The 17,763-nt window shown below is 64.4% G+C and carries 13 protein-coding genes; 9 read left to right on the top strand and 4 right to left on the bottom strand.

What is annotated here, in order from left to right; translation table 11 throughout:
* Positions 1–9: 9 nt before the first annotated feature.
* Positions 10–486, bottom strand: coding sequence for a GtrA family protein (locus M1L53_RS22225; RefSeq protein WP_073513418.1), 477 nt, complete (start codon positions 484–486; stop codon positions 10–12).
* Between the two features lie 63 nt (positions 487–549).
* Between M1L53_RS22225 and M1L53_RS22220 the strand changes: the two genes are divergently transcribed.
* The 5 genes from M1L53_RS22220 to M1L53_RS22200 all read left to right on the top strand — a co-directional run bounded on the left by M1L53_RS22220 (position 550) and on the right by M1L53_RS22200 (position 6,099).
* Positions 550–1,983: an FAD-binding oxidoreductase gene (locus M1L53_RS22220; protein ID WP_003943934.1), complete on the top strand. Its 1,434-nt coding sequence runs from the start codon at positions 550–552 to the stop codon at positions 1,981–1,983.
* Positions 1,980–2,741, top strand: a complete 762-nt coding sequence (locus M1L53_RS22215) for a decaprenylphospho-beta-D-erythro-pentofuranosid-2-ulose 2-reductase (protein WP_007731800.1) — start codon at positions 1,980–1,982, stop codon at positions 2,739–2,741. Before M1L53_RS22220 ends, M1L53_RS22215 begins: the two co-directional genes overlap by 4 nt.
* A gap of 90 nt (positions 2,742–2,831) precedes the next feature.
* Entirely contained in the window at positions 2,832–4,685 is a 1,854-nt protein-coding gene (locus tag M1L53_RS22210) for a galactan 5-O-arabinofuranosyltransferase (RefSeq protein ID WP_054188738.1), read from the top strand.
* A 73-nt stretch (positions 4,686–4,758) separates the two neighbouring features.
* The gene (locus tag M1L53_RS22205) at positions 4,759–5,367 is read left to right on the top strand and encodes a TetR/AcrR family transcriptional regulator (protein ID WP_003943927.1); all 609 of its coding nucleotides are present in this window, start codon (positions 4,759–4,761) and stop codon (positions 5,365–5,367) included.
* 99 nt (positions 5,368–5,466) lie between these two features.
* Positions 5,467–6,099, top strand: a complete 633-nt coding sequence (locus M1L53_RS22200; RefSeq protein WP_202022615.1) for a hypothetical protein — start codon at positions 5,467–5,469, stop codon at positions 6,097–6,099.
* A gap of 21 nt (positions 6,100–6,120) precedes the next feature.
* On the opposite strand, the gene M1L53_RS22195 is transcribed toward M1L53_RS22200, so the two are convergent.
* On the bottom strand, positions 6,121–6,792 hold the full coding sequence (locus M1L53_RS22195; RefSeq protein WP_003943954.1) for an MspA family porin: 672 nt from the start codon (positions 6,790–6,792) through the stop codon (positions 6,121–6,123).
* 334 nt (positions 6,793–7,126) lie between these two features.
* Here M1L53_RS22195 and M1L53_RS22190 point away from each other — a divergent pair, with 334 nt between their 5' ends.
* Positions 7,127–8,959, top strand: a complete 1,833-nt coding sequence (locus tag M1L53_RS22190) for a hypothetical protein (protein WP_003943849.1) — start codon at positions 7,127–7,129, stop codon at positions 8,957–8,959.
* Between the two features lie 9 nt (positions 8,960–8,968).
* Here the strand turns inward: M1L53_RS22190 and map are convergent, their stop codons facing one another.
* Entirely contained in the window at positions 8,969–9,733 is a 765-nt protein-coding gene (gene map, locus M1L53_RS22185; protein ID WP_030535815.1) for a type I methionyl aminopeptidase, read from the bottom strand.
* Positions 9,734–9,782: 49 nt separating this feature from the next.
* Here map and M1L53_RS22180 point away from each other — a divergent pair, with 49 nt between their 5' ends.
* From M1L53_RS22180 to M1L53_RS22170, 3 genes are all read left to right on the top strand, one after another.
* Complete coding sequence (locus M1L53_RS22180) at positions 9,783–10,052, top strand: helix-turn-helix domain-containing protein (RefSeq protein ID WP_003943854.1); 270 nt, start codon at positions 9,783–9,785, stop codon at positions 10,050–10,052.
* Positions 10,053–10,134: 82 nt separating this feature from the next.
* Positions 10,135–13,389, top strand: coding sequence for an arabinosyltransferase domain-containing protein (locus tag M1L53_RS22175; protein WP_054188655.1), 3,255 nt, complete (start codon positions 10,135–10,137; stop codon positions 13,387–13,389).
* Between the two features lie 73 nt (positions 13,390–13,462).
* On the top strand, positions 13,463–16,765 hold the full coding sequence (locus M1L53_RS22170) for an arabinosyltransferase domain-containing protein (RefSeq protein ID WP_030535817.1): 3,303 nt from the start codon (positions 13,463–13,465) through the stop codon (positions 16,763–16,765).
* Here M1L53_RS22170 and M1L53_RS22165 read toward each other — a convergent pair.
* The gene (locus M1L53_RS22165) at positions 16,762–17,712 is read right to left on the bottom strand and encodes a DMT family transporter (RefSeq protein WP_007731812.1); all 951 of its coding nucleotides are present in this window, start codon (positions 17,710–17,712) and stop codon (positions 16,762–16,764) included. The two genes, M1L53_RS22170 and M1L53_RS22165, sit on opposite strands and share 4 nt — an antisense overlap.
* Positions 17,713–17,763 lie beyond the last annotated feature (51 nt).

The following is a 17,763-nucleotide window of genomic DNA, read 5'->3' as shown; positions in this document are numbered from 1 at the left end:
CCCGAACCGTTACTTGATCTTGAAGATCACTGCCCGCTGAACGATGAAGTTGATAACCGTCGCGGTGCCCTGCGCGATGACGAAGGCCAGCGGCATGCGCCACCACTCGTCGGCGAGCACATGCACCATCAGCGCGTTGAGCCCGACCTGAACCGCAAAAGTGACCGCGTACAGCACGACAACAGCGATGAAGCGGGCGCGAGAAGGCTCGGCCTTGAACGTCCACCGCCGGTTGATCAGATACGCCGTCGTAGTGCCGGCGATAAAGCTGATCGACTTGGCCACGCTCAGATCGAGGCCGACGACCTTGAACAGGAATGCGTACAGCCCGTAGTCCACGACCGCCGACAGCCCACCCGTCGCGACGAACCGGACGATCTGCGTTTTCAGGTCCAACGCGTCGTCGGCGATGTCCGTCGTGACAGGAATCTCGACGGGCAGCGGGACGTGGGGTTCGTGCTGGTGACTTGCAGGTGTTTCGGGCACGACGACGAGAGTAACCACTCGAGTCGGAGCCGTCGGCACTACTCCCAGGTAACCTCTACCTTGATGTCCACGACAGCAGAAGAGACGCCGCAGCCGGCTCTCCACACCCAAGCCCGCACCCTCACCGGTTGGGGACGCACCGCCGCCACCACTGCACAGGTGCTGTCCACCCCCGACGTGGAAGTGATCGCGAACGCGGTCGCCCAGGTTGCGGAACAGAACGATTCCAAGCCCTCGCATCTGCGACGCGGCGTCATCGCGCGCGGCCTCGGCCGCTCGTACGGTGACCCAGCGCAGAACGCCGGCGGCCTGGTCATCGACATGAATGCACTCAGCCGCATTCACCGCATCGATCGCGACACCGCTCTGGTGGACGTCGACGCCGGCGTGAATCTGGATCAGCTGATGAAGGCTGCTCTGCCGTTCGGCCTGTGGGTTCCGGTCCTACCGGGTACTCGTCAGGTCACGATCGGCGGCGCCATCGGCTCGGATATCCACGGCAAGAACCACCACAGCGCGGGCAGCTTCGGCAACCACGTCGTGTCGTTGGATCTGCTGACGGCCGACGGCAAGGTTCGCACGCTCACCCCCAAGGGCGGGCGCAACGACCCGAAGGCCGCACTGTTCTGGGCCACGATCGGCGGCATGGGCCTGACGGGCATCATCTTGCGGGCAACCATCAAGATGACACCGACCGAGACGGCGTACTTCATCGCCGACGGCGACGTCACCAACAGCCTCGACGAGACCATCGCGCTGCACAGCGACGGCAGTGAGGCCAACTACGAGTATTCGAGCGCGTGGTTCGACGCGATTTCCGCGCCCCCGAAGCTCGGTCGTGCGGCAGTCTCGCGCGGATCTCTGGCGAAGCTCGACCAGCTTCCGGCCAAGCTGCAGAAGAACCCGCTCGCCTTCGACGCACCGCAGTTGCTGACGTTCCCCGACGTCTTCCCCAACGGGCTGGCCAACAAGTTCAACTTCACCGCGATCGGCGAGGTCTGGTTCCGCAAGTCCGGCAAGTACCGCGGCAAGGTCCAGAATCTGACGCAGTTCTACCACCCGCTCGACATGTTCGGTGAGTGGAACCGGGCGTACGGATCCAACGGATTCCTCCAGTACCAGTTCGTGGTTCCGCCGGAGGCCGTCGACGAGTTCAAGAAGATCATCGTCGACATCCAGCGCAGCGGGCACTACTCGTTCCTCAACGTGTTCAAGCTCTTCGGCGAGGGCAACCAGGCGCCGCTGAGCTTCCCGATCCCGGGCTGGAACATCTGCGTCGACTTCCGCATCAAGCCGGGCCTGAACGAGTTCGTCACCGAACTCGACAAGCGTGTCCTCGAATTCGGCGGACGCCTGTACACGGCCAAGGACTCGCGGACGTCCGCAGAAACCTTCCACGCCATGTACCCGCGTATCGACGAGTGGATCGCGACGCGCCGCAAGTACGACCCCACAGGCGTTTTCGCCTCCGATATGTCCAGAAGGCTGGAACTGTGATCAACGCTGTAGGTAACCCGCAAACCGTTTTGCTTCTCGGTGGAACCTCCGAGATCGGCCTCGCCATCTGTGAGGAGTACCTGAAGAAGGCGCCGCTCCGCGTCGTTCTGGCGGCACTCCCCGGCGATCCGGGACGCGAAGCTGCGGTCAAGCAGCTCGAAGCGAAGGGTGCCACCTCGGTGGAGCTCATCGACTTCGACGCCGTTGATTTCGAGTCGCATCCGAAGGTGATCGACCAGGCGTTCTCGAACGGTGACGTCGATGTCGCGATCGTCGCCTTCGCACTGGACGGTGACTCCGAAGAGCTGTGGCAGAACCAGCGCAAGGCCGTTCTGGTGGCAAACGTCAACTACACCGCTTCCGTCTCGGTCGGTGTTCTTCTCGGCGAGAAGATGAAGGCTCAGGGCTTCGGCAAGATCATCGCGATGTCGTCGGTTGCCGGCGAGCGCGTCAAGCGTGCCAACTTCGTCTACGGCTCCACCAAGGCGGGCCTCGACGGTTTCTACCTCGGACTCGGCGAGGCTCTCGCGGAATTCGGACCGCAGGTCACCGTCGTTCGCCCCGGCATGGTGCGCACGCAGTTCAGTGCCCACGTCAAGGAAGCTCCGCTGACGGTCAACAAGGACATCGTCGCGAAGCTCGCTGTTGCCGCCTCGGACAAGGGCAAGGAAATCGTCTGGACTCCCGGCCCGTGGCGCTTCGTCATGATGGGTCTTCGCCACGTGCCGCGCCCGATCTTCCGGAAGTTGCCGGTTTAAGCTCCTCCCGTGCCAGAAACAACAACTGCTCCGAGTACAGACCTTTCGACCCCGTCGCCGTGGCGTAATGCCGCGGCGACGGTGGTGGAAATGGCCCTCGGAGCGCTGGTCGCCGCTGTTGTAGCCGCTGTCGGGCTCTTTGCTTTCGGCCGAGTGCAGTGGCCGGCGTTCACCTCTTCCAATGTCACGCAGGCAGTCACGACGGTGCTGCAGGTGCTCTGCATCGCAGTGGTCGGTGTTGCGGTTCTGATGTTCCGCGCCCGCAAGGCCGAGCGGGTCGCAAAACTCCTCTCGTGGGCCGGGCTCTCCGGCTTCGTCACCACGACGCTCGGACTTCCCCTCGCCGCGACGAGTCTGTATCTGCACGGCGTCTCGGTCGATCAGCAGTTCCGGACCGAGTACCTGACCCGGCTGACGGATTCTGCTGCGCTGCAGGACATGACGTACGTGGATCTGCCGCCGTTCTACCCGGCCGGCTGGTTCTGGATCGGTGGACGCGTCGCGAACCTGCTGGGAATGGACGGCTGGGAAGCCTTCAAGCCTTATGCGATCGGCTCGTTGGCTGTCGTCGCCGTCGTTGCACTCGTGTTGTGGACCAAGCTGATTCGACGCGATTGGGCCGTCGTCGCGGCCTTGGCCGTCACTGCCGTCGTGTTGGCGTACAACTCCCCCGAGGCGTACGGCGCCGTCATCAACCTCCTGATCCCGCCGGTGCTGATCCTCGCCTGGGGCGCATTGGACCGGCCGGGGGCATCTCGATTTGCCGGAGCCGGCGCAATACTCGGGACGGGCCTGTTCCTCGGTCTCGCCGCAACGGTCTACACGCTCTATCTCGGATTCGCCGCGTTCGCAGTGACTCTGATGGCCTTGGTTGCCGCAGTACTTGCCGCACGCGCCCAGAACACGTGGAAAGCCGCACTGGGACCCCTCGTCAGGCTCGCCGTGATCGCGGTGATCTCCGGCCTGGTGGCTCTGACCGTCTGGACGCCGTACCTGCTGAAGGCACTCTCCGGTGCCACCGCAGAGTCCGGCACCGCAATGCACTACCTCCCCGATTCCGGTGCGGTACTGCCCTTCCCGATGCTGAGCTTCACCCTCGTCGGCGGACTGTGCCTACTCGGCACGATCTGGCTGATTTCGCGGTTCCTGTTCTCCCGCCGCGCCCGAGCACTCGGTATCGGTGTCATTGCCGTGTACCTGTGGGCATTGCTGTCCATGACGTTCACCGTCGCCGGCAGTACGCTCCTCGGTTTCCGACTGGAGCCGGTCCTGATCGGACTCCTTGCCGCCGCCGGTGTGTTCGGTTTCTTCGAGTTCGCCGGTTGGATCGTGCTGGCCACCAGCGAAAATCCTCGCGTCAAAGCGGTACTGGTTGCACTCGGTGTCATCGGAGCCATCGCCTTCGCGCAGAACATCCCGCAGGTGCTGGCGCCGGATATCGCTGTGGCATACAGCGATACCGACGGTAACGGCGAGCGCGGCGACAAGCGGCCCCCGGGTGCCGAAGCCAATTACGCCGACATCGACCGGATCATTCGCGAGCAGTTGGGACGCGAACCCCATGACACGGTGGTCCTCACTGCCGACATCGGCTTCCTGAGCTTCTACCCGTACTTCGGCTTTCAAGGACTGACGTCGCACTACGCGAACCCGCTCGCCGATTTCCGTGCGCGCGCTGCGCTGATCGAGCAGTGGTCGGAACTGAAGACGCCTGACGAACTGATAGCTGCGCTGGACTCGGCGCCGTGGCGCAGCCCCGACGCCTTCGTCTTCCGCCAGGGCGCCGACGGGTACACGCTGCGGTTGGCAGAGGACGTCTACCCCAACGACCCGAACGTCCGCCGCTACACGGTCACGTTCCCCAAGGAACTGTTCGACGATCCTCGTTTCACCGTGACCGAGCAGGGGCCGTTTGTGGTCGTTACCCGCTCTGACGCAATCTAACCAGGAGATACGTCACAAAAGGCTTACCGTCGGGGTCGTTGACGCGACCCCGACGCACCCCTAGCTTCATACCGTGCCCCGAACCGATGCCCGAGCGGCGATGATCGATGCAGCCGAGCGTCTGGTTGCCGAGCGAGGTCTGGCCGCTCTGACTCTTCGTGATGTTCAGACCGAAGCCGGGCAGGCCAACAAATCGGCTGCGCAGTATCACTTCGGGTCACGTGAAGGTTTGCTGGCGGCCGTCGTCGAGTCCAGAATGCGACCTGCCGGTGAGCGTCGTCGTGAGTTGCTCGACACGATCGATCTCGACGCGAATCCACCGACGATGCGTGCCCTCGTCGAGGCTCTCGTCCTGCCGTTGGCGGAACAGACCATCTACCGCGAGGGCACGTTGTACGCGCGGTTCCTGGTGCAGTCGATCTTCGACCCGGCGATGTCGTCGACTATCCGTGACCACATGCAGGCCGAGAGTTTCCGCGAAGTTCAGCGGCGGATAGTCGCTGCGTCCTCGTTACCGGCAGAGATCGCCGAACTTCGGGCAGGAACTCTGACCGTGCTCACCGTCGTCACTTTTGCCACGTGGGAAGGCCGCGTCGACAGCCGCGAACGTGCTCACGTGATCGTTGCCGACCTGATCGAAAGTTGCCTCGGAGCACTCTCGGCCCCGGCTGCGCAAATCTGACACGCTGTCCGGCGAGTTTGTTTCCGAAACTGCCGGGGTACTCAGCCCCTCCAAGCGCAGTCGAGCAAACGGCCGCATCAACCACCGGCGGGGTAGGTGATGACAGTGAGCGAACTCGTTGCGCAAAGCCGCGAGCTTGTACCGCATCGTGCAGTTCTCGATTCCGCAGAGCATGTTCTGGTCATTGCGCGCGGCAAACCGTTCGGGCGCGAACAGGCTTTCCATGAAGTGTTGAGCGTCGCGATTCGCAATCGCATCGAAGTACTCACTCTGGCAAGGGCTCTCATCGACGTGTCCGAGTCCCGCGACTACCGCGCGATCCCGACCGACACCGCGCACACTGTTGCGGTGCTCGAATGGGGCGAGCTACTCGAGATCCCCACCGAACACCACGAGAAGTCCAGGGCCGAGTCATCCGAGGACGTCGATGAATCGAGTGAACCCGACGATCCGATCGAACCCGAGTATCTGGTCGAGACCGACGTGGGCGGACGGGTCGTCTTCGTCGCCCTCGCGTTCACGATCGGCGGGATAGTCGGATTCTTCGCGCACGACTGGGCACTTCTGCTTCTGATCACCGCCGTGTACCTCGTGTGGATCGCGGCACGGTTGGTCGCGAAACTCGTCAGTGTTTCCCGTAGTGCCCACTGGGCGGACGCGTCGCCGATTCGTGGCGCCGATTCGACCACACGGAACGCGGAAAACTCCCACCATCACGCTGTTGCAGCGTGACGGCGGGAGCATCCGCTTTCGCTAAAGCCTCTGCGGTACACCGTAAGTGACGACGGTATCGCCATTCGACGTGACAGCCTTCGCGTACGGCCTGATGGTCACCGGACCGATTGCTCCCTGTACGTAACCGTGAACTCCGGACAGACGGACAGCGGCTTCGGGACCGTCGAACTCCTGATCTTCGAGCAGTGCGACGTCGGTGATACCGCCCGGCGCCAGATCGACGTCAAGTTCCTGCGAAGGAATGATGTCACCACCGATGACGAACCCGTTCGATATGTCCAGTCCCAGTTCGAAGTCCGGAACCAGGCCGATCCCGAGGTTGGTTCCACTCTCGACAGCCCAGTCGAGACCAGGACTGTTGAGAACGACCGTCGCGCCGGTTAACGCGATCGGGTAACCGATCTGATAACCGATCGTCAGCTTCGTTCCGGTGAAGCTTGCCGCGTCCGGCCCGTCGATCTTCACGCCGGCAACCCCGTCGTGGAAGAACTCGACACTCAGCGGTGAGCTGTCGAGAGGCGGAAAGACATGGATAGCGGTATCAGCCTGGAAGACTTCTATCCGATTCCCTTTGACGTCGGTGATCGAACTGGTGTTGTCAACGCCTGCCGACGCCGTCCCACCCCCCAGGACAACGGCCAACAGGGCCACTGCTCCTACTGCGCTACTACGAACTGCTGTCTTCGACATGCACAAGCACCATCCCATCCGGTATAGGCCCCGGACGTAGGTTCCAACTCTTCGTCGAGGATGGGATTCGTCGGGGCTGCCTGAACAAACGCGAGCAAGATCCTTGTTGCGATACCCCGGTCACGAACCCGTCAAACGGTGCACGAAAACATTACTTTCCGGACAAGTCGGGCGGACCGATTTGTCCCGCTGACTGCGCCCGCTCGCGGACGCGAACCGTTTTGTTCGTTACTCTGACAGTGGAAGTTATCGAATCGAGACCTAAGTAGGCCACCCCGAACTTCTGAGATCGCCACTTCAGGGATGGGCGCCAGAACCGAAAGGCACCGACTGCATGACCGAGACCTTGCCCGACGTCCAACTGCTCGAAGAAGCACGTCCAGGGCGAGTCCGTTCAGCAGTGCGGCGCTCGGTCGTCCAGCGCGGTCGTCTGGTCGACCTCGCGATCATGGCGACGTTCACCGTTGCGGCGATCTACGTGATGTCCAACCTGTGGAGCGATCTGCAGTCCGGCTATCTGTTCAACGCGGGCCGCGACCAGGCCATGTGGGAATGGTTCTTCGCCGATACCGCTCACGCCCTCGCCCAGTTCCGCAGCCCACTGTTCAGTGACCTGCAGAATTACCCGCTCGGCGTGAACCTGATGGCCAATACCGCCATGTTCGGGATCAGCATCCCGCTGGCCCCGATCACGTTGATCTTCGGACCGACAGCCACGTATGCGATCGGACTGACTGCCGGCCTCGGCGGCACCGCTATCGCCTGGTACTGGGCATTCTCGCGGCACGTGCTGACCGGCGTCTCGGTCCGCTCCAAGATCGCCGCCGCCGTCGGAGCGGGGTTCTGCGGATTTGCGCCCGCCATGATCTCGCATGCCAACGGCCACCCGAACTTCGTCGCGTTCTTCGTACTTCCGTTCATATTCTTGCAGGTAGTGCGCATTTCGAACGGCAAGCGTCCGGTTCGCGACGGTGTCGTCCTCGGCCTACTCGTCGCCTGGCAGATCTTCCTCGGCGAAGAACCGCTCCTCATCTTCACGATGTCAGCCATGGTGTTCGGCGCCGCCTATGCACTGCCCGGCCTGGCCAAGTCGCGCCAGGCGATCAAGCGCGCGATGCCCGGCCTCGTGATCGGCGGCGCGGTCACACTCCTGATCACCGCGGTGCCGCTGTGGTCGCAGTTCTTCGGCCCAGCGAGCTACGACGGCGTCTCACACGGTCAGGCCGGCAACGACACCGCTGCACTCACCACGTTCCCGACCGAATCGGTTGCGGGCGACCCCGAGGGCGCGGAGTTCCGAATGAACCCGACCGAGGAGAACGCGTACTTCGGATGGCCGCTGGTGCTCCTGCTTCTCGGTGCAACGGTGTGGCTGTGGCGCATCCGCCTGACCCGCGCGGCTGCCGCCGTGATCGTGGTCATGGGTGTGCTCTCACTCGGTTCCGAACTGACCATCGACGGTGACAAGACCGGCATCACTCTGCCGTGGAAACTCCTCGCCGACCTGCCGTTGTTCGAATCGGTGCTCGAATCCCGATTCGCGATGGGCGCGATTCCGGCGATCGGGCTGCTGCTCACCCTCGGCACCTACCGCGCTTTTGTCGAACTTCGTGGACCGCGCCGCACGGCAGCCGGTGTCTGGCTGGTGGCTCTCGCCGTCGCGATGATTCCCCTGATCCCGACCCCCATCGACGCCGATCAGCGATCTGCGACGCCCGAATTCATCACCAGCGGCTCGTGGGAGAACTACGTCAGCGACGGCACCCTGGTGACGGTTCCCGTCGCGAGCGCCGAAGACGCCCGCGCACTGAGCTGGCAGGTCGACGCCGACTTCGGCTTCCCCATCGCCGGCGGGTACTTCGTCGGCCCGGATTCGAAGACCCGCGCCGGAATCTACGGCGCCGAGTCCCGGCCCACCTCGACCCTGCTGGTCAATGCCAAACAAACCGGCAAGGTCCCGTTGATCGACGTGGGCACCAGAGCGAACGCACTGACCGACCTGCGGTACTGGCACGCCGACGTACTGGTGCTTCCCCGATTCTCCGGCGACGACGCCCTGCGCCACACGGTCGACGAGCTGGTCGGCTTCGACGCCAAGCGCGTCGACGACGTGTGGGTGTGGGACGTACGAGACCTCGTGAGCGGCAAGACCTCCAACCAGAGCTGAGCGGGTTGATCAGCGGGTCATGATCACCGGACCGTCTTCGGTGATCGCGACCGTGTGCTCACTGTGCGCAGCCCGGGCGCCCGAAACGGTGCGAAGGGTCCACCCGTCGGCGTCGTGCCGGTAGTCGTCGGTTCCGTCGGCGATGAGCATCGGTTCGATGGCGATGACCAGGCCGGGACGCAGCCGGAAGCCTTTGCCTGCTCGACCTTCGTTGGGCACGTCCGGGCCTTCGTGCATCTCGCGGCCGATGCCGTGCCCACCGTGATCGGCCAGCATGCCGTACCCGCGGCCACGCGCGTACTGTCCGATCGCGGCACCGATGTCGCCCAATCGGTTTCCGGGCTGGGCAGCGGCAATGCCACGGGCAAGTGCCTCATCGGTCGCGTCGATCAGTGCCTGATCCTCACTACTCCCCCGCCCGACAGTGAAGCTGATGGCGGAGTCGCCGCACCAGCCGTCGAGTCTCGCGCCGCAGTCGATGCTGACCAGGTCACCGTCGCGAAGCCGGTACTCATTCGGGATACCGTGCACCACAGCATCGTTCACACTCGCACAGATGGCGCCTGGGAACGGCGTCGATGCCGTTGCCGGCCGGTAGTTCAAGAACAGCGCCGAGGCGCCGGCCGCCGAAATAACCTCCGCGGCAACGGCGTCCAATTCGAGCAACGTCACCCCGACGCTTGCCGCCTCACGCGCCGCAGCCAGAGCCTGCGCCGTGATTCTCCCAGCCGCCGCCATCGCGTCGATTTCCCCTGCGGTCTTGATTTCGACCATTTCGAACACCTTCCTTGTCGAATAACTATACCGGTATTACTATAAGCACATGGTGCGCGTACCGCTGACGGCGGAAGAACTCGAACGAGGACTACGACTGGGTGAACTCCTGCGATCTGCACGGGGAGACCGAAGCATGGTTCAGGTAGCGCTCGATGCCGGCATCTCGGTCGAAACGCTGCGCAAGATCGAAACCGGACGCATCGCGACACCCGCCTTCTTCACCATCAGCGCGGTCGCGGAAGTGTTGGGTATTTCACTCGACACCATTGCCCGAACACTTGAAACACCACAATCCGAACAGGAAGTTGCATCCTGAGTAGTTCTCTCAGGATGTGCGGGCCCACACTCGCCTAACATCGTTCCTTGTGCCGTCTGAAGTAGTAGTGCCCCCGAAACCCGTGCCCACTGGCCCCGAAGCTCCCCGAGAATCGGATTCCCAGCGAGTCCGGACGGCACGACTCATCGCGATAGTCACCGGCCTTCTTGGCCTGCTTCTTGCACTCGCGACGCCCTTCCTGCCCGTCAAGCAGGAAGCCGCGAGCATCGACTGGCCGCAGGGTGGGACCGTCAACAGCGTTTCGTCGCCGCTTATCTCCTACTCGCCCACATCGCTCGACATCAGCATCCCCTGTTCCACTCTCGGCCAGTTGGGCGGCAGCGGCGGCACACTGCTCTCGACCATGCCGAACGGGGCGCCGGACCGAAACGCCCGCGGCCTCACCGTCCGCACCACTGCCGACCGCCTCGAAGCACTCACCCGCGATTCGGTATTGATCTCGACCCCGCTCGATCAACTGAGCGGGTGCACGGCGATCACCATCACGACCAACTCCGAGCAGACCGTCGCGGCGGTCACCGGAATCGACGGCGTCGGCACCACCCTGACCGGTGACTACCGCCCACAGGTTGTCGGCATCTTCACCGACCTGCAGGGCGCAGCGCCCGCCGGACTGTCCGCCCACATGGACGTCGACTCGCGGTTCTCGTCCAGCCCCACACTTCTCAAACTGTTCGCGATGATCGTGGCGGCACTCTCGACCATCGTCTCGCTGTACGCACTGCACCGGATCGACGGCGTCGACGGCCGTCGTGCGCGGCGGTTCCTGCCGGCGCGATGGTGGAAGTTCACCGGCATCGACGCCCTGGTTATCGGCACGCTGGCGCTGTGGCATGTGTTCGGCGCCAACACTTCCGACGACGGTTACCTGCTCGGCATGGCCCAAGTCTCGGAGCACTCCGGGTACATGGCCAATTACTTCCGTTGGTTCGGCGTCCCCGAAGCGCCGTTCGGTTGGTACTACGACGTGCTGGCGCTGTTCGCGAAGGTCAGCACCGCGAGCATGTGGATGCGCCTGCCCGCGCTGATCGCCGGCATTCTGTGTTGGATGGTGATCAGCCGCGAGGTGATCCCGCGACTCGGTGTTGCGGTGCGCCGCAACAAGGTTGCCATCTGGACCGGCGGGCTCGTGTTCCTCGCCTTCTGGTTGCCGTACAACAACGGCCTGCGCCCCGAGCCCATCATCGCCCTCGGCGCTCTGCTCACGTGGTGCTCCATCGAACGCGCCATCGCTACCGGACGTCTGTTGCCCGCCGCGATGGCCGTGCTGATCGCCGCATTCTCGTTGGCCGCCGGGCCTTCCGGGCTGATCGCGATCGGCGCGTTGATCGCCGGCGCCCGGCCGATCCTGCAGATCCTGATCGCCCGCGGCAAGCGCGTCGGCTTCCTGTCCCAGATCATGCCGATTCTCGCCGCCGGAACCGTGGTGCTCGTCGCGGTCTTCGCAGATCAAACCCTCGCGACAGTTCTCGAATCGACCAGAGTGCGAACGGCCGTCGGGCCGAATGTTCCGTGGTTCGAGGAACGGTTGCGTTGGGACGCACTGATGACCATCTCCCCCGACGGCTCACTCGCACGCCGCTTCGGCATGTTCGTCATGCTCGTCGGACTCGTCTTCTGCGTCATGATGATCCTGCGCAAGGGCCGGATCCCGGGCACCGCTATCGGGCCCTCCCGCCGAATCCTCGGCATCGTGTTCGCGTCGCTGCTCCTGATGCAGTTCACCCCCACCAAGTGGACTCACCACTTCGGTGTGTACGCCGGTCTGGCCGCCACGGTGGCCGTCCTCGCCGCCGTCGGTGTGAGTGCGTCGAGCATGCGTTCCAAACGAAACCGCGCGCTGTTCGCCGCGGGCATCCTGTTCATCCTCGCTGTGGCGTTCACGAGCTCCAACGGCTGGTGGTACGTCTCGAGTTACGGCGTCCCGTGGTGGGACAAGCCGCCGTCAATCGCCGGCAAGGGATTCTCGACGGCCTTCCTCGGCCTCACGATTCTCGCGCTGCTGCTGGCCGCGTGGTACCACGTCATGGAGCCGCGCCGGCGAAACGGCACGGAGGACAGCGTCAAGAAGACCAGGCGACTCCGCCTTCTCGCCCCGTCACCGTTGACCATCGCGGCCGGAGCGGTCGTGCTGTTCGAGGTGCTGTCCCTGCTCAAGGGCGCGGTCGCGCAGTACCCCGCGTATTCGATCGGCAAGTCCAACATCGAATCCGTCTTCGGCGGAAGCTGCGGTCTCGCGGGTGAGGTACTCGTCGAGTCCGATCCGAACGCCGGCGTTCTGCAATTGACGGATCGGCCCACCGATCTCGCCGGCGCGGGTGCATTCGGTGCGAGCGAATCAACCGGGTTCTCGCCGGACGGGGTTGCAGGCGACCTCACGGCCGACGCAGAAGACTCGACGGCAGGCAGTGCAAACAGCCTCGACACCTCGACCTCGCAGTCCGGCACCACCACGCCGGGAACCGGATCCGGCACCGCCGGTGGCTCGCAGTCGACGGCCGGCGTCAACGGCAGCAACGTCGCGCTCCCGTTCGGGCTCGACCCCGCAAAAACCCCGGTGCTCGGTAGTTACGGAGCACCTCAGAACGCGTCACTGACCACCGGTTGGTATTCACTCCCCGAGCGCAACGACGCCGCACCGCTCCTGACCGTCGCGGCCGCCGGACGCATCCGCTACGTCAACTCCGACGGCATCGTCACCCCCGGCGCAGTGCTGCAGGTCGAGTACGGCAAGAAGCAGGCCGACGGGAGCGTCGACGCACTGGGACGTGTCGATCCGATCGACATCGGCCCGTCGCCGTCGTGGCGCAACCTGCGCGTTCCGATGGATCAGCTGCCCGCAGACGCCGACACCGTGCGTCTGGTGGCCAGTGACACCGACATCAGCGCCGACCAGTGGCTGGCGGTCACACCGCCACGAGTGCCGACCATGCGCACGCTGCAGGACGTCGTCGGATCCACCGATCCCGTGCTGATGGACTGGGCTGTCGGTCTGGCCTTCCCGTGCCAACGTCCGGTGGATCACCTGTACGGCGTCGCCGAGATCCCCGACTGGCGCATCCTGCCCGACCGCATCGGCGCGGAGTCCACCAACGCCTGGCAGGACCACTACGGCGGCGGACCGCTCGGCTGGACTACCGAACTGCTCTCGGCCAGGGCATTGCCGACCTATCTGGACAACGACTGGGATCGTGACTGGGGATCGCTCGAGCAGTACACACCGCTCGATTCGGACGCGGTTCCCGCGCAAATGAACGTCACCACCGAGACCCGATCGGGCACCTGGACACCGGGCCCGATTCGTTACCAGTCGTAACTGTTACGCGTGGACCTACCAACCACCTGGGCACGGTAGGTCCACGCTCAGCCCTGACATACCATCGGTAGCCGTGCCCGACGCCGTGACAGCTTCACCTCAGACTTCGAGTTCGCCGCCTCCTGCTGGTCAGGATGCCCGCGAGCGTTTCCATCGCACGCGATGGGTCGCGATCATCGCCGGCTTGCTCGGCTTCGTGCTCGCACTGGCAACTCCGCTGCTTCCCGTCGTGCAGACGACGGCTTCGGTCAACTGGCCGCAGAACGGCGTGATCGGCGACGTCGAGGCACCGCTGATGGCGCAGGTTCCCATCGACGTCAACGCATCGATCCCCTGTACCGCGGTCAGCTCGTTGCCGGAGGGCGGCGGCATCCTGCTGTCGACGGCACCTGCACAGGGCGACGGCGCGGCACTGTCGTCGATGTTCGTCCGGGTGTCCGCGACGAGCGTCGACGTGCTCGATCGCAACGTCGTCGTCGCTTCGGCGGCACGCGAGGACGTCGAGTCCAGTCGCTGTGGCGCCATCGCGTTCAGCTCTGACGTCAACCGAACCACGGCAGAGTTCGTCGGACTGACCTATCCCGACGGCAACCCGATTCGTGGCCAACTCGACGGTGACTTCCGCCCGCAGGTGGTCGGCGTCTTCAGCGACCTGCCCGACGGCGCTGCCCCCGAGGGCCTCGGCTTCTCGATGACGATCGACTCACGTTTCTCGTCGAGCCCGAGCGTCTTGAAGCTGGTCGCGATGATCGTGGCCGTCCTCTCGACCATCGTCGCGCTGGTCGCCCTGGCTCGCCTCGACGGCACCGACGGCCGCAAGCACCGACGCTTCCTGCCCGCACGCTGGTGGAAGTTCTCCGGTATCGACGGAGTGGTGGTCGGCACGCTCGTCGTGTGGCACTTCATCGGCGCGAACACCGCCGACGACGGCTACCTCCTCACCATGGCCCGAGTCTCACCGGACGCGGGATACATGGCCAACTACTTCCGTTGGTTCGGCGTTCCCGAGGCGCCGTTCGGTTGGTATTACGAAGTGCTGGCCGTGATGGCGAAGATCTCGACCGCGAGCCCGTTCATGCGTCTGCCCGCTCTGCTCGCCGGAATCCTGTGCTGGATGGTCATCAGCCGCGAGGTCGTCCCGCGTCTCGGCCGGGCGGTTCGCCGGAGCAACGTCGCCCTCTGGACCGGCGGGCTGGTGTTCCTGTCCTTCTGGCTGGCGTACAACAACGGTCTTCGCCCCGAACCCATCGTGGCTCTCGGCGCACTGCTCACCTGGTGCTCCATCGAGCGCGCCATCGCGACCGGACGTCTGCTGCCCGCGGCCACGGCAATCTTGATCGGCGCCTTCACTCTTGCCGCCGCACCCACCGGATTGATGTGTATCGCAGCCCTTCTCGCCGGTGTGCGCCCGTTGGTACGCATCGTCGTCAAACGTCACCGACTGGTCGGCACACTGCCGCTTCTCGCTCCGATCGCCGCTGCCGGAACCATCGTGCTGGTGGTCATCTTCGCCGACCAGACCTTTGCCGGTGTCATGGAAGCCACGCGCGTCCGAACGATCATCGGCCCCAATCTCGAGTGGTACCAGGACTTCCTGCGCTACTACTACCTCTTCGTCCAGACGGTCGACGGCTCGGTTGCCCGACGCTTCGCGTTCTTGACGATGATCCTGTGCCTCTTCACGACGCTCTTCGTGTTGTTGCGCCGCGGCCGCGTCCCCGGTGCGGCAACCGGTCCGTCGTGGCGCCTGGTCGGCGTCGTCTTCGGCACGATGTTCCTGATGATGTTCAACCCCACCAAGTGGACTCACCACTTCGGTGCGTACGCGGGCATCGCCGGTTCTCTCGCCGCGCTGACCGCCGTGGCCGTGTCCGCGTCCGCCCTGCGCTCGCGTCGTAACCGATCGGTGTTCGTGGCCGGACTGCTCCTGATGCTCGCGTTGACGTTCGCCGGCATCAACGGCTATTGGTACGTCTCGAGTTACGGCGTGCCGTGGTTCGACAAGACCATCTCCTACGACGGCCGTGAATCCAACACCCTGTTCCTCGCGCTCTTTGCTCTCGCCTTGGCCTTTGCCGCCTGGCAGTACCTGCGTGAGGGATTTGCCGCCCCGCCCGAGAAGCCGAACACGGCCAAGGGCAGACGAATTCGCAAGTTCGCGGCCGCTCCCCTCACCGTGATTGCCGGTCTGATGGTCCTGTTCGAGGTGCTCTCGCTACTCAAGGGTGCAGTGTCGCAGTACCCGGCGTACTCGCTGGGCCGAAGCAACATCGAGGCACTCGCGGGCAAGACCTGCGGCATGGCCGAGGACGTTCTGGTCGAGACCGACGTCAATTCCGGGAATCTGCGGCCTCTGACCGCTCCCGGATTCAACGCCGAGGATCCGTTGTCCGGAGTTGATTCGAAGGGCTTCTCCCCCAATGGGGTTCCCAGCGATCTGACTGCGGATTACATCGAAGTCAAGCAGGGCATGGGCAATACCGACAGCCAGAGTGTCGGTCCCACCTTCGCCACCGGTTCCGGTGCCGGAACCAGCGGCGGCACCGGCAACGTCGGCGTCAACGGCAGCACGGCCAAGCTCCCCTTCGGCCTCGATCCGTCGAAAACGCCGGTCATGGGCAGCTACCAGCCCGGCGTGCAGGAACCTGCTTCCCTCATCTCGAGTTGGTACGGATTGCCCACTCGCAGTGAAGAATCACCGCTGGTGGTCATGTCTGTCGCCGGGCGTGTGTGGTCCGTCGACAACACCGGTGCGATCACGTACGGCCAGTCACTTCTGGTCGAGTACGGCAAGACTCAGCCCGACGGAACCGTGCAGGTTCAGGGTTCGTACATGCCGCGAGACATCGGACCCGCGCCGTCGTGGCGCAACGTCCGTATCCCGATCGACGAACTCGCGCCGGACGCGGACGCCGTTCGGGTGGTCGCGTTCGATCCCAACCTCACGGGCGATCAGTGGATGGCATTCACGCCGCCGCGCGTGCCCAAGCTCGAGTCCCTGAACTCGTACATCGGCAACGAGCAGCCGGTCCTCCTGGACTGGGCTGTCGGCCTTCAGTTCCCGTGCCAACGTCCGTTCACACATCAGAACGGTGTGGCCGAGATGCCGAACTTCCGCATCCTCCCGGACCGTCCTCTTGCGGTCAGTTCCACCGACACCTGGCAGTCCGCGGACAACGGTGGCCCGCTCGGATTCACCGAGGTTCTTGCCGGTGCGACGACGGTTCCTACGTACCTGAAGGACGACTGGGCGCGGGACTGGGGATCACTCGAGCGGTACGACCGGTACTTCCCCAATGCGGTTCCGGCAGAGGTGGAGACGGGCACCGCAACCCGCTCGGGCATGTGGATGCCCGGCGAGATGCGAGTGCACTAGCCTGCGCTACCTACTCGGGTGACTGCTCGGGTGCGACGTACGGAGACGGCCGAGACCGCTCCGACAACGACGACGCACCCGAGTAGTTGCCCAACGCCTGGCCGTTCGCCGAGCAGCACAACTGCCAGCAGCACGGCGAGAACCGGTTGCATGAGCAGGAGCGTCGCGCCCACCTCGGCGGGAAGCCGAGGGAGCGAGTTCCCCATCAGCATCCAGCCGAACACCTGGCCGACCAGTGCCAGTGCCGCGAGCCAGCCGAACGCTTCCCAGCCCGGGACGAAATCGATCCGGCCCCACAGTGATCCGATGACGGACCCGGCGATGCCCGCGGACGTCGTCGAGATCAACACCTGGCTCGCTGCCCGATCCGCCTCGCCCGTCCGGCCGACCACGAAGATGTAGCCGCCGTAGGCGATTCCGGAGACGAGCGAGAGCGCCGTTCCCCACAGCAAGTCGTCGCCGGTTCCCCCACCCCCGAACACGCCGCCCGCCAAGGCGATTCCCGTGAACATGAACGGCAGGGCGAAGACGAACCGCATCGGCACCCGATTGCCGAACACCAACCAGGACAGTGCGGGCACCACGACCACCTGCACGTTCACGACGACGCTCGCCATCCCCGCGCCGATCATCAGAATCGACTGTGACCACAACGCGAAATCCAGCCCGAGCAGCAGACCGCCGAGCACCTGCAGAACGACTGCCCGCCGGCTCGGCTTGCCCACCCGGCGGTACTCCCGCCACGCCAACCACAACAGCGGCGGCAAGGCCAGGAAGCAACGGAAGAAGACGGCGGTCGAGGGCCCCACATCGGCCAGCTTGATGAGGAGCGAACTGATCGAGATCGCAGCTGCGCCTCCGACGACCAGCAGTCGAGGGTCGATGCGCCCCCGAGGAGTTCGGGTGGGTGTCGATGTCTGCGCGGTCGCGGAGGTCAGTGTGGTCACTCGACAATGTTCCTGCCGCTAACTATTCAGCACAAGCAAATGTTCAGACCG

The organism is Rhodococcus sp. T9N (genome assembly GCF_024436645.1).
Taxonomy (GTDB): Bacteria; Actinomycetota; Actinomycetes; order Mycobacteriales; family Mycobacteriaceae; genus Rhodococcus_F; species Rhodococcus_F qingshengii.
Note: the sequence above shows the minus strand (reverse complement) of the source record. Positions and strands in the feature narration are given on the sequence as shown.